Source organism: Nocardioides sp. zg-DK7169 (assembly GCF_013155365.1).
Lineage (GTDB): Bacteria > Actinomycetota > Actinomycetes > Propionibacteriales > Nocardioidaceae > Nocardioides.
In genome coordinates this window covers 66,211-78,706 of record NZ_JABJRA010000013.1, presented here as the reverse complement: position 1 = coordinate 78,706, position 12,496 = coordinate 66,211, and the positions used below count along the sequence as shown (strand labels likewise).

11 protein-coding genes are annotated in these 12,496 nt (G+C 72.7%); 7 read left to right on the top strand and 4 right to left on the bottom strand.

Annotated features, from left to right (window positions below; translation table 11 throughout):
- Positions 1-30 precede the first annotated feature (30 nt).
- Positions 31-1,464 carry an MFS transporter gene (locus HOQ23_RS18125; protein ID WP_172216480.1) on the top strand — a complete coding sequence of 478 codons (1,434 nt, stop codon included), beginning with the start codon at positions 31-33 and terminating at the stop codon, positions 1,462-1,464.
- 71 nt (positions 1,465-1,535) lie between these two features.
- Complete coding sequence (locus tag HOQ23_RS18120) at positions 1,536-3,203, top strand: AMP-binding protein (protein ID WP_172216478.1); 1,668 nt, start codon at positions 1,536-1,538, stop codon at positions 3,201-3,203.
- Positions 3,204-3,291: 88 nt separating this feature from the next.
- Here the strand turns inward: HOQ23_RS18120 and HOQ23_RS18115 are convergent, their stop codons facing one another.
- From HOQ23_RS18115 to HOQ23_RS18105, 3 genes are all read right to left on the bottom strand, one after another.
- Positions 3,292-4,083, bottom strand: coding sequence for an SDR family NAD(P)-dependent oxidoreductase (locus HOQ23_RS18115; protein ID WP_172216476.1), 792 nt, complete (start codon positions 4,081-4,083; stop codon positions 3,292-3,294).
- Positions 4,080-4,574: a nuclear transport factor 2 family protein gene (locus HOQ23_RS18110; protein WP_172216474.1), complete on the bottom strand. Its 495-nt coding sequence runs from the start codon at positions 4,572-4,574 to the stop codon at positions 4,080-4,082. Before HOQ23_RS18110 ends, HOQ23_RS18115 begins: the two co-directional genes overlap by 4 nt.
- 63 nt (positions 4,575-4,637) lie before the next feature.
- The gene (locus HOQ23_RS18105; RefSeq protein WP_172216472.1) at positions 4,638-5,495 is read right to left on the bottom strand and encodes a TIGR03619 family F420-dependent LLM class oxidoreductase; all 858 of its coding nucleotides are present in this window, start codon (positions 5,493-5,495) and stop codon (positions 4,638-4,640) included.
- A 202-nt stretch (positions 5,496-5,697) separates the two neighbouring features.
- On the opposite strand from HOQ23_RS18105, the gene HOQ23_RS18100 reads away from it, so the two are divergent.
- A complete protein-coding gene (locus tag HOQ23_RS18100) occupies positions 5,698-6,585 on the top strand; it encodes an IclR family transcriptional regulator (RefSeq protein ID WP_216654401.1) in 888 nt (295 codons plus the stop codon).
- Positions 6,586-6,710: 125 nt separating this feature from the next.
- Here the strand turns inward: HOQ23_RS18100 and HOQ23_RS18095 are convergent, their stop codons facing one another.
- Positions 6,711-7,253 carry a flavin reductase family protein gene (locus HOQ23_RS18095; protein WP_216654400.1) on the bottom strand — a complete coding sequence of 181 codons (543 nt, stop codon included), beginning with the start codon at positions 7,251-7,253 and terminating at the stop codon, positions 6,711-6,713.
- 245 nt (positions 7,254-7,498) lie between these two features.
- On the opposite strand from HOQ23_RS18095, the gene HOQ23_RS18090 reads away from it, so the two are divergent.
- The 4 genes from HOQ23_RS18090 to HOQ23_RS18075 all read left to right on the top strand — a co-directional run bounded on the left by HOQ23_RS18090 (position 7,499) and on the right by HOQ23_RS18075 (position 12,436).
- The gene (locus tag HOQ23_RS18090; RefSeq protein WP_172216470.1) at positions 7,499-8,368 is read left to right on the top strand and encodes an alpha/beta fold hydrolase; all 870 of its coding nucleotides are present in this window, start codon (positions 7,499-7,501) and stop codon (positions 8,366-8,368) included.
- Positions 8,365-10,083 (top strand): FAD-binding protein, encoded by a 1,719-nt coding sequence (locus tag HOQ23_RS18085; RefSeq protein WP_172216468.1) that lies wholly within the window; start codon positions 8,365-8,367, stop codon positions 10,081-10,083. The genes HOQ23_RS18090 and HOQ23_RS18085 overlap by 4 nt, the downstream gene beginning before the upstream one ends.
- A gap of 6 nt (positions 10,084-10,089) precedes the next feature.
- Entirely contained in the window at positions 10,090-11,115 is a 1,026-nt protein-coding gene (locus HOQ23_RS18080) for a ferredoxin--NADP reductase (RefSeq protein WP_172216466.1), read from the top strand.
- Positions 11,116-11,251: 136 nt separating this feature from the next.
- Positions 11,252-12,436, top strand: coding sequence for an acyl-CoA dehydrogenase family protein (locus HOQ23_RS18075; protein WP_172216464.1), 1,185 nt, complete (start codon positions 11,252-11,254; stop codon positions 12,434-12,436).
- Positions 12,437-12,496 lie beyond the last annotated feature (60 nt).

The window sequence follows — 12,496 nt, the reverse complement described above, 5'->3', positions numbered from 1 at the left end:
GCCACGGCGCCAGGAAAGCGAAGGCCCACCGTGCGGCGACCAGCGCCTCCCGCGAGCACCGGCGCGCGTGCCGCCACGGACGGCGGCCTCAGCGCCCGGCGCCGGCGCTGGCTGCTGCCCGGGATCCTGTTCGTCACCACGGTGACCGGGATCGTGGGCAGCCTCGGCTCGCCCCTCGTGCCGGGCATCGCCCGCGCCGAGGGCGTCTCGCTGGTCGCGGCCCAGTGGACGCTCACGGTCACGCTCATCACCGGCGCGGTGGCCACCCCCGTCGTGGGACGCCTGGGGGCGGGGCGGCGGCGCCGGCCGGTCCTGCTCACCTGCGTGGCGCTCGCCGCGCTCGGGACGCTCCTCGGGGCGCTGCCGCTCGGCTTCGAGGCGCTCCTGGCGGGCCGCACGCTCACCGGCATGGCCTTCGCGATCGTGCCCCTCCTGATGTCGGTGGCCCGCACCGAGCTGGCCGAGCACCGGATCCGTCCGGCGGTGTCCGCGATCTCGGTCGCGAACGTCACCGCGGCAGGCCTCGGCTTCCCGGTGACCGCCCTGGTCGCCACCGTCGGCGGCATCCGCGGCGCCTTCTGGTTCGCCTTCGCGATGTGCGCCCTCGCCTTCGTCGTGGCGCTGCTGCTCGTGCCGCGCAGCGCCGAGCCGGCGCCGCCCGGCGTCGACTGGGTCGGTGCGGTCCTGCTCAGCTGCGCCACCTTCGCCCTGCTGCTCGGCGTCAGCCAGGCCGACGGCTGGGGCTACGCCTCGCCGCTCACCGCGGCGGTCGTCGGCGGCGGGCTCGTGCTCTACGCGGTCTGCGTGATCTGGCTGCTGCGAGCCCGCAACCCGCTGGTCGACGTGCGCATCGCGGTACGCCGCGGCGTCGCGGCCGCCAACGTGGCCGGGCTGCTCGCCGGCTGCGGGATGTACGTGATGCTCTCGCTGGTCATGATCCTGGTGCAGACCGACTCCGACCACGGCTACGGCCTGGGCCGGTCGGTGGCGGTCGCCGGGCTGATGCTCACGCCGTACGCCGCCGCGAGCGTGGTGGGCTCGCGCCTGGCGCTGCGGCTGGGCAACGTGATCCGCCCGGACCTGTTGCTGCCCCTGGGCTGCCTGTCCTTCGCCCTGGCCAACCTGGTGCTGGCGCGCTGGCACCAGGAGCTGTGGCAGGTGATGCTGGTGCTGCTCATCGGCGGCCTCGGCAGCGGCATGACCTTCAACTCGATGCCTTGGCTGATGATGCGGCACGTCCCGGCTGCCGAGACCAGCAGCGCCCTCAGCCTCAACCTCGTGCTCCGGTTCCTCGGCATGTCGATCGGCAGCGCGGTCGCGCTCGCCATCCTCGACGTCCTCGCCGAGGACGGTCTGCAGACGAGCCACATCGGCTTCGTCGTCGGCGGACTGAGCGGATTCGGCCTCTCCCTGGTCGCAGCGGTGCTGTCGCTGCTCCTGGGCCGGCCACGTCGCTTCCGATGAGCGGGAGAACCCTGCCCTGCCCGTGCCGAGGCTGCTTGCATCGGCGCGTCCGACCCCCGGAGGAATGAGATATGCAGACATTCGCAGAGATCGTGCGCAGCCGCGTCGGTGACGACGCCGTCGGGCTGCGCTTCGAGGACCGCCAGTGGACCTGGGACGAGGTCGTCGCCGAGTCCGCCACGCGCGCGGCGGCCCTGACGGCGTCGGTGCCGGCCCCCGAGGGCCGCCAGATCCACGTCGGCGTGCTGCTGGAGAACGTCCCGGACTTCGTCTTCTGGATCGGCGGCGGCGCCCTGGCCGGTGCGGTCGTCATCGGCATCAACGCCAGCCGCAGCGCCCCGGAGATCGCCCAGGACGTGCGGCACGCGGACGTCGACGTGATCGTCACCGAGTCGCGCCTGCGCCACCTGGTCGAGGGCACCGAGCACGGCGTGCCCCGCGAGCGGGTGTACGACGTGGACACTCCCGAGTACGCCGAGTTCCTCGCGCCGCACCGGGGCGCGGCGCTGCCCGACGTCACGCCGGCGCCCGAGGACATCGCGATGCTGCTGTTCAGCTCCGGCTCCACCGGCGCGCCGAAGGCGGTCATCGTCGGGCAGGGCCGCCTGGCCCGCCTCGTCGAGGCGATCGTCGGGCGCGTGCGCCTGGAGCGCTCCTCGGTCACCTACCTGTGCATGCCGCTGTTCCACGGCAACGCCGTGATGATGAACCTGGCACCCGCGATGGTGATCGGCGCGACGGTCTCGATGACCCGCAAGTTCTCCGCCAGCGCCTTCGCCGACGACATCCACCGGGCGGGGGCGACCTACGTCAACTACGTGGGCCGCGCGCTGTCCTACGCGCTGACCCGTCCCGAGGACCCGCGCGACCGCACCAGCACCCTGCAGCTGGCCTACGGCACCGAGGCCTCGGAGGCCGACGTGGCACGCTTCGCCGAGCGCTTCGGCTGCGAGGTCATGGAGGGCTACGGCCTCAGCGAGGGCGTCTTCCGGATCAACCGGACCCCGGACACCCCGAGCGGAGCGCTGGGGCGCCCGGCCGGCGACCTGGACGTGCGGATCCTCGACGAGGCGACCGGCGAGGAGTGCCCGCGGGCCCGCTTCGACGAGGCCGGCCGCCTGGTCGACCCCGCCGCGGTCGGGCAGATCGTCGCGGTGGGTCTCGCCCACACCTTCGAGGGCTACTACAAGAACCCCGAGGCGATGGCCGACCGGGTCAAGGGCGAGGACTTCTGGTCCGGCGACCTGGGCTACCGCGACGCCGACGGGTTCTTCTACTTCGCCGGCCGCTCCTCGGACTGGCTGCGCGTGGACAGCGAGAACTTCTCCGCCGCGCCGGTCGAGCGGATCCTGGCGCGCGCCGAGGGCGTCGCGATCGCGCCGGTCTTCGCGGTGCCCGACCCGCGCACCGGCGACCGGGTGATGACGGTCCTCGAGCTCGAGCCCGGCGCCGTCTTCGACCCGGTGGCCTTCGGCGAGTACCTCGCCGCACAGCCCGACATGGGCGCCAAGTGGTGGCCCTCGTTCGTGCGGATCATCGACGCGATGCCGCTGACCGGCAGCGGCAAGATCAACAAGGCGCCGCTGCGCCACGCCGCCTGGCAGACCACCGACCCGGTCTTCGTGCGGGTCGGCCGCACGGCCGAGTACGTCGCCCTCGACGACGTGGCCCGCAAGGAGCTCGAGCAGGAGTTCATCGAGCACGGCCGCGCCGCGCACCTGCCGGCTTCGCTCTCCTGATCCTGGCCCGAGCCCCGGCGTACGACGACGGGCCGGGATCCCACCGAGGTGGGGTCCCGGCCCGTCGCGCGTTCGGGGGAGGCTGCGCTCAGCCGGCGGGCTCGTCGGGGAGCTCCGGGGCCCACGCGACGCCGTTGATGTGACCGCCGCCGTCGGCGAAGATCGTGTTGCCGGTGACGTAGCGGCTGTCCTCGCTGGCCAGGAACAGCGCCACCGGGGCGATGTCGGTCAGCGGGTCGCCGAGGCGGCCCATCGGGTTGGCCGAGTCCACGGCGGCCGCGATGTCGGGGTTCTGCGCGATCCGGCGGTTCAGCGCGGCGGTCTTGGCGCCGGGGGCGATCGCGTTGACCACGACACCGGTGGGCGCCCACTCGCGCGCGGCGGTGCGGGTGAGGGTGCGCAGCGCCTCCTTGGCGCTGTTGTACTCCAGCGACCCGATGTGGGCGTTGACACCGTTGAGGCTGACCATGTTGATCACCCGGCCCCAGCCGGCAGCCAACATGTGCGGGAACGCGGCGCGCATCGCCCAGAACGGCCCGAAGTAGCCCATCGTGAAGCCGCGCTCGAGGGTCTCGTCGCTCTTGTGCTCGACCCGGCCGAGGTGGCCGACCGAGCCCCAGGCGTTGTTGACCAGGACGTCGATGCGGCCCCAGGTGTCGACGGCGGTGGCGACCATGCCCTCGACCTGCTCGCGGTCGGTGACGTCGACGCGCACGAACAGCCCGCCGATCTCCTCGGCGACCGCGCGGCCCTTCTCCTCGTCGATCTCGGCGACCAGCACGCGCGCACCCTCGGCGGCGAACAGCCGCGCGACGCCCGCGCCGATCCCGTCACCGGCGCCCGTGACGACCGCGACGCGGCCCTCGAGCCGGCCGCTCATGCCCGCTCGAGGCGCTGGCCGCGGGCGCCGGCGGCCAGCAGGTCGCGGGCCTCCGGGCGGCCGTCGAGCAGCCGGCCGGTGCGCACGGTGACCCGCCAGCCCTCGGCGCCACGGCTCAGCTCCCAGTGGTTGGCCGTGGCACGTCGTACGACGAAGCGGCCGTCCTCGTGGATGACCATCAGCGAGTGGTTGACCGCGACGGCGGTGTCGCCGTCGACGGTGACCTTGACGGGGCCGTTGAAGTGGGCCGCGCCGTTGCCGATCCAGCCCTGGTGGCGCGAGGACCTCACCATCGCGACCAGCTCGGCGTTGCCGACCATGGAGATCTCGTCGTTGTCGTAGACGCCGTCGGGCTCCCAGATGGCGGCGAGCTCCTCGGCGCTGCCGGAGTCCGCGAGGGCGCCGTACCCGGCGAGCAGCTGGACGATCTCGCGCTCGTCCTCGAGGGTCTGCAGGCGCTTCTCGAGCGCGGCGATCCGGTCGTCGGTCATGGGTGGCTCCTCGTGGTGTGACGGGTCGGTACGGCGGGGGTCCGGCCGGACGGCCGGGGGGCGTCAGTCGATCTGCGTGGCGATGGCCGCGAGCGCCTCGAGCTGGTCGCAGTAGTGCGCGGCGCCGGTGGCCTCGACGCTCGTGGTGACGACCGTGGCGCCGGCCTCGCGTACCCGGCGCAGCCGGGTCGCGGTGTCCTCGGGGTCGCCGATCGGGTCGAGCATGCGGCCGGGGGAGAAGTAGACCTGGAAGTCCTCGGGCAGCTCGCGGGCCGAGAGCATCCCGGAGAGCTGCTCCAGGGAGAGGCCGAAGGGCACCCACCCGTCGCCGAGCTCGACGGCGCGGCGCAGCGAGCGGGCCGTGCGCCCGCCGATCACCAGCGGGACCCGCTCCTGCACCGCGTGCGGCTCGACGACGAAGCCGGAGAAGCGGTAGTGGGTGCCGTCGTACTCGGGCTGGGAGCGGCCGAGGCTGGCGCGCAGGGCGGCGAGCGCGTCGTCGGCGATCGCGCCGCGGCCCTCGAAGGTGGCGTCGAGGAGGTCGAACTCCTCCTCCAGCGAGCCGACGCCGATGCCGAGGATCAGGCGTCCGTTGCTGATCCGGTCCAGGGTGCCGTAGCGCTTCGCGATGGCCAGCGGGTGGTGGTAGCCGATGACGAGCACCTGGGTCATCAGTCGCAGCTGCGTGGTCTGCGCGGCCAGGTAGCCGAAGGTCGCCAGCGGGTCCCAGTACGTCGCGCCGCGCTGCTCGGCGACCTCGACGGGGACCGCGACGTGCTCGCTGCAGGTCATGTGGTGCAGGCCCAGGGTGTCCGCCGTGCGGGCGATCTGGGCGAGCTCCTCGATGCCGGCGTCGGCCTCCCAGGCGGCGTGCGCCCCCGGGTTGGCCGTGAGCACGGGACTGGTGATGCCGATCTGCATGGGTCTCCTTCGCCGGGGGAATTGCGGCTCATCCAAGCATCGGGCAGCGCCGACCACCCCTCGCGCTCCCGATGAGCGGGTGTGCCCCGGGCCCCGGCCGGAGGGTCGGGTCGCGGCGTTTCGCTTCCTTTTCAGCCGGGGTCTTGTTACGGTCGCCACGTAGGCAGAATGAATTTCAGTTTTGGGGTGTGGGGAGGACGTCATGAGCGCACAGGGTGTGGAGCCGGTCGTCGAACCGAGGCAGCTGCCGCCGTCGATGGTGGAGCGCATGTCGCTCATCCTCGAGGCGTTCACGAGCCCGTCGGTGCGACTGACCCTGGAGGAGGTCGCCCGGGCGACCCACCTGCCCCGATCGACGACCCACCGGATCCTCGACCAGCTGGTGCGGCTGCACTGGCTGACGCACACCAGCTTCGGCTACGCGCTGGGTCAGCGGGCGCTCGAGCTCGGCGGTGGAGACAAGGCCCACGGCGATCTGCGCGCCGAGGCCTCCACGGTGCTGCACGAGCTCCAGGTGCGCACCGGCATGGTCGCCCACCTCGCGGTGCTCGAGGGCGCCGAGGTGCACTACCTGGACAAGATGGGCGGGCGCTTCGCCGCCTCCGTCCCCTCGCGGGTCGGCGGCCGCGCCCCCGCCCACTCCACGGCGCTCGGCAAGGCGATGCTCGCCTGGCTCTCCCCCGAGGAGGTCGACGAGCGGCTCGAGGCCGGCCTCAGCCGGTTCACCGGCCGCACCATCGGCGACCTGCCCACGCTCCACCACGAGCTGCACCGCATCCGCGGCCGCAACGGCCTGGCCTTCGAGCGCGGGGAGAGCTTCCCCGACATCGCCTGCGTGGCCGTGGCCGTCCGCGGCCCCGAGGGCCCGCTCGGCGCGATCTCGCTCGTCGGCGACACGAGCGCCCCGGTCGAGCGGCTCGCCCCGCTGGTCCTCAAGGCCGGCCGCGCGGTCTCCGTGGCGCTGTTCCCCGGCCTGGAGATCCAGCGCGCCCGCGTCACCCGTCGTAGCGTCGTGCGCCCGGAGGGCGCCTGGTCCACCGAGACGATGAGCCGGCTGGTCGCGGCCAGCGAGGGCGGCGACTGGATCTGATCGCCCGGCGATCATCCCGCACACGTCAGCAGGCCCCCGTTCCGATGGAACGGGGGCCTGCTGACATGTGTAGGTCGGTGCCGGGGGCTGCGCGCGGGGTGCGCGCGGAAAGACACGCAGGGGCCTCAGCCCCAGTGGTCGCCCCAGCCCCACAGGTCGGGGGCGGTGTACTCGTGCTGGTCCTCGACGCCGAACTTGCCGCGGAAGAAGAGCATCGGGCGGTCGGCGGCAGGGGTCTCGAGGTCGAGGACGCGGCCGATGACGACGTCGTGGTCGCCGGCGACGTGGACCTCGCTCACCTCGGCGTGCACGCGCATCAGCACGCCCGGCAGGCTTGGGGTCCCGATCGCGGAGGTGTCGAAGTCCAGGCCCTCGAACTTGGCGCCGCGGCTGGATCCGAAGCGGTTGCACAGGTCGGTCTGGTCCTCGCCGAGGACGTTGACCGTGAACCGGCCGCTGGTGCGGATCCGCGGCCAGGCGCGACCGCGGTGGTCGGCGCAGAAGAGCACGAGCGGGGGCTCGAGGGACACCGAGGCGAAGGACTGGCAGGCGAAGCCGACCGGCTCCTCGCCGTCGTAGCCGGTCACGACGGTGACACCGGTGGCGAAGGACCCCATCGCCCGACGCATCTCCAGTGGTGACGGTCCGGTGATCTGGGTGCTCGTCATGGCCTCGCTCCTTCCTGACCCGGTGCCCGCGTCGACCTGCTGGTCCTCGTCCGGGCCGGGCTGTTGCCTGCTCAATGGCGCCAACGTACGCCCGCCGTACCAGCGCGCCGGCGGGGGTCTCGTTGAGTGGCCCCGGTCCCTGCGACGCCCGGCCGCCCCGCCGCCGCCGAGACGCGCACCCGGCCACCTCCCAGTGACCGGGATCTCCACGGGACGGGGCCCGACGCCGTTCCTACCGTGGCGGGGTGAGTGACCTGACGCATGAATCCACGCTCCGCGAGCTGACCACCGCCTCCGGCGTCCTGCGCTACCACGAGGCGGGTGACGGGCCGCCGCTGCTGATGCTGCACGGCTCCGGCCCCGGCGTCACCGGGTGGCGCAACTTCGGCGACAACCTGGCCCGGTTCGCCAAGAACTTCCGCTGCCTGGTGCTGGAGTTCCCCGGCTTCGGGGTCAGCGACACCACCGACAAGCACCCGATGATGGCGGCCCTGCCGGCGGTCGGGGAGTTCCTCGACGGGCTCGGCCTCGACCAGGTCGACATCATCGGCAACTCGATGGGCGGCAGCGTGGCGGCACGCTTCGCGATCGAGCAGCCCCAGCGCGTGCGCCGCATGGTGACCGTCGGCGGCATCGGGCGCAACATCCTGAGCCCGGCCCCGGGCGAGGGCATCAAGCTGCTCGTCGACTTCACCGAGAACCCCACCCGCGACCGGCTGATCTCCTGGCTGCGCTCCATGGTCTTCGACCAGTCGATGGTCACCGAGGAGCTCATCGAGCAGCGCTGGCAGCAGGCGACCGAGCCGGAGACCCTCGAGGTCGCCCGCCGGATGTACAGCCGCGCCGCGATCGAGGCGACCTTCGCGCGCACCGACGACTCCACCCACGGCACCCCCGGCTGGGCGCAGTTCGACCAGATCCGCGCCAAGACCCTCATCACCTGGGGCCGCGACGACCGCGTCAGCCCGATGGACCAGATGCTGATCCCGATGCGCACGATCCCCGACGTGCAGGTGCACATCTTCTCCCAGTGCGGGCACTGGGCGATGATCGAGCAGAAGGCCGCCTGGGAGAGCACCGTCGAGGCGTTCCTCCTCGCCGAGGACCAGGCATGAGCACCGCGACCGGGTGGGACCACACCTACGACCTGGTCGTCGTCGGCTCCGGCGGAGGCGGCATGGCCGCCGCGCTGGCAGCCGTCGACGCCGGCCTGAGCGTCGTCGTCCTGGAGAAGGGCAAGAAGTTCGGCGGCTCCACCGGCATCTCCGGCGGCGGCATCTGGGTCCCCAACAACCCGACGCTGCGTCGCGCCGGCCACGACGACTCCCGCGAGTCGGTCCTGACCTACCTCGAGGGCCTCACCGAGGGCCGGGTGCCCCGCGCCCGCCTCGAGGCGTACGTCGACCACGGCCCGGCCGCGATGGAGCTGCTCGAGCGGTCCAAGTGGATGAAGTTCGTGTGGACCAAGGGCTACGCCGACTACCACCCGGAGATGGAGGGCGGGCGACCGCGCGGCCGCTCCATCGAGCCCAAGCCGTTCGACACCCGCAAGCTCCGCGAGGACGAGGCCTTCCAGCGCCCCAACAGCATGAAGGGCCCGCTGGGCCTGTGGATCACCAGCAAGGACTACCACGACCTGGCCATGGTCAAGCGGACCTGGCAGGGACGCCGGGCCTCGCTCACCGCCGCCTGGCGGGTCAGCTCCAACGTGATCCGCCGACGCCACATGGCCACCGGCGGCCGCGCGCTCGTCGCGCGGATGCGGATGGCGCTCAAGGACGCCGGCATCCCGCTGTGGCTGCAGACCCCGATGACCGAGCTGGTCACCGAGGGCGACCGCGTGGTCGGCGTGCTCGCCACCCGCGAGGGCGCCCCGGTGCGCATCCACGCCCGCCGCGGCGTGCTGCTCGCCAGCGGCGGCTTCGACCACAACCAGCAGATGCGCTCGACGTACCTGCCCGAGGGCGGCAAGGCCAACCACACCCTGGGCGCGGTCGAGAACACCGGTGACGGCATCCTCGCCGGCCAGGGCCTCGGCGCCGCGCTCGACTTCATGGACGACGCCTGGTGGATGCCCTCGGTGGAGCACCCGACCGGCGCGACCATCCCGCTGGTCTCCGAGCGCGCGATCCCCGGTCAGGTGATCGTCGGCGAGGACGGGCGACGCTTCACCAACGAGGCCGCGCCGTACGTCAACTTCGTCCACGACCAGCTCTCCGGCGGCCACCACGTCGCCTGGTTCGTGATGGACTCGCGCGCCCGCTCGCGCTACCCGTTCGCCCAGATCCTGCCCGGCGCGCCGTTCCCGAAGTCGTTCTACGACTCCGGCCTGGTGCACCGCGCCGACACCCTGGCCGAGCTGGCCACCTCGACCGGTCTCCCCGCCGAGGCGCTCCAGGAGACCCTGGAGCGGTTCAACGGCTTCGTCCGCGGCGGCCGTGACCTGGACTTCCACCGTGGCGAGAGCGCCCACGACCGCTACTACGGCGACCCGACGCTGCCGAACCCCAACCTGGACCTGATCGACAAGGCGCCGTTCTACGCGGTGCGGATCCAGGTCGGCGACCTCGGCACCAAGGGCGGCCTGGTCTGCGACGAGTCCTCCCGCGTGCTGCGCGAGGACGGCTCGGTCATCAACGGCCTCTACGCCACCGGCAACGCCTCCGCCTCGGTCATGGGCCACGAGTACGCCGGCCCGGGCGCCACCATCGGTCCCTCGATCGTCTTCGGCTACCTGGCCGCGCGCCACGCCGCGGGCATCGGTGCGGCGGGCTCCGGGGCGGCCGGCGCTTCGGTCTCCTCCGCGCGCCACGCGGCGCGGGAAGGGTAGGGCGCGATGCCGATCGTCCGCGTGCGCGAGGTGGTCAAGGAGACCTCCGACGCCCACACCCTGGTGCTCGAGTCGGGTGAGGGGGAGCGGGTGGACTACGTCCCGGGCCAGTTCCTCACCATCCGGATCCCCAGCGACCGGCCGGAGGGCGCGGCGCGCTGCTACTCCCTGTGCACCGCTCCCGGGCACGACGAGTTCCCGGCGGTCACGGTCAAGCGGACCGACGGGGGCTACGCCTCCAACTGGCTGTGCGACCACGCCGGCGTCGGGACCGAGCTGGAGGTGCTGGCCCCCTCGGGGATCTTCACCCCCGCCTCCCTCGACGAGGACCTGCTGCTGCTCGCCGGCGGCAGCGGCATCACCCCGGTGATGTCGATCCTCAAGACGCTGCTGCACTCCGGCACCGGGTCCGCGGTCCTGCTCTACGGCAACCGCGACGAGCACTCGGTGATCTTCGCCGAGCAGCTGCGCGAGCTGGTGGCCCGCTTCCCCGAGCGGCTGCGGGTGGTGCACTGGCTGGAGACGGTCCAGGGCCTGCCGTCGCAGGCCTCGCTGGGCGCGCTCCTGCGCGGGTTCTGGGACCACGACGCCACCGCGCCCGAGGCGTTCGTGTGCGGCCCCGCGCCGTTCATGGACCTGGCCGAGAGGACCCTCCTCGGGCTCGGTGTCCCGGAGCGCCGGGTGCACATGGAGCGGTTCACCTCCCTCGAGGGGGACCCGTTCGCGGCGCCCGCCGCGATCGACGACGCCGGACCGGCCAGCGAGGTCGAGGTCACCCTCAACGGGGAGACCCGGGTGCTGGCCTGGCCCGAGAGCAACAACCTCGTCGACGTGATGCTCGCCGCGGGGATGGAAGCGCCGTACTCGTGCCGCGAGGGCGCGTGCAGCGCCTGCGCCTGCATCGTCCTGGACGGCGAGGTGAGCATGGACCGCAACGAGGTCCTCGACGACGCCGACCTCGCCGACGGCCTCGTGCTGGGCTGTCAGGCGCGCCCGCGCAGCCCGCGGATCCGGCTGTCCTACGACGGCTGACGCCACGCTCGGCCGGGGGTCCGACAGGCCTCCGAGACGGCGGTCCCGATCAGCGGGAACGCCGCCAAGACGACCAATTCAGCGGTGCCACGGTGTGACTGCGGACACCGCGTCCGGGTGAGGAAGTGAAGGACTCATGACCAACGAAGTGCTGGCCAAGATCGAGGCCCACGCCGAGGAGATCGCCGCGCTGGGCCCCAGCAACGAGAAGCTGGGCCGCCTCGACGACCGGGCCGCCGAGATCCTCCGGGAGACCGGCGTGATCAAGATGCTGCAGCCCGCCAAGTACGGCGGCGCCGAGGCGCACCCCGCGGACTTCGCCGAGGCCGTGATGCGCTTGGCGAGCCTGGACGGCTCGACCGGCTGGGTCGCCGGCATCGTCGGCGTCCACCCGTGGGAGATGGCGATGTGCGACGCCCGCGTGCAGGAGGAGATCTGGGGCTCCGACCACGACACCTGGATCGCCTCGCCGTACGCCCCGATGGGCGTCCTGCGCCCGGTCGACGGCGGCTACGTGTTCAACGGCCACTGGCAGTTCTCGTCGGGCACCGACCACTGCGACTGGATCTTCCTGGGCGCGTTCCTCGGTGACGCCGAGGGCAACCCGGTCAGCCCGCCGCAGGTCTACCACGTGATCCTGCCGCGCGCGGACTACACCATCGTCGAGGACTCCTGGGACGTCGTGGGCCTGCGCGGCACCGGCTCCAAGGACATCCTGGTCAAGGACGCCTTCGTGCCCGACTACCGGGTCGTGGAGTTCTCCAAGTTCATGGACGGCAGCCAGCCCCGCGAGGCCGGCCTGACCAGCCCGACGTACCACATCCCGTTCACCACGGCCTTCCCGATGGGCATCAGCTCGGCGGTCATCGGCATCGCCGAGGGTGCGCTCGCCGCGCACCTGGCCTACCAGAAGCAGCGCGTGCAGATCACCGGCACGCGGATCAAGGACGACGCCCACGTGCTCTACGCCATCGGCGAGGCCGCGGCGGAGATCCACGCCTCCCGGGTGACCATGCTCGACAACGTGCGCTCCTTCTACGACAAGGCCCAGCGCGGCGAGCCGGTGTCCCTGGCCGAGCGCGCCCAGTCGCGTCGTACCCAGGTGTCGGCCGCGTGGCGCGCCGCGCGTGCGATGGACGAGATCGTGGCCCGCTCCGGCGGCAACGGCATGCGCATGGACAACCCGATCCAGCGCTTCTGGCGCGACGGCCACATGGGTCTCGCGCACGCGATCCACGTCCCCGGCTCGGTGTTCCACGTGTCGTCGCTGACGTCGCTCGACGTCACGCCGCCGCCCGGCCCGATGCTGTCGATGATCTGAGGGACCCGCGGTCCCACCCGTGCGGCCGGGCCACCGGCCCGGCCGCACCGGCCCGGCGTA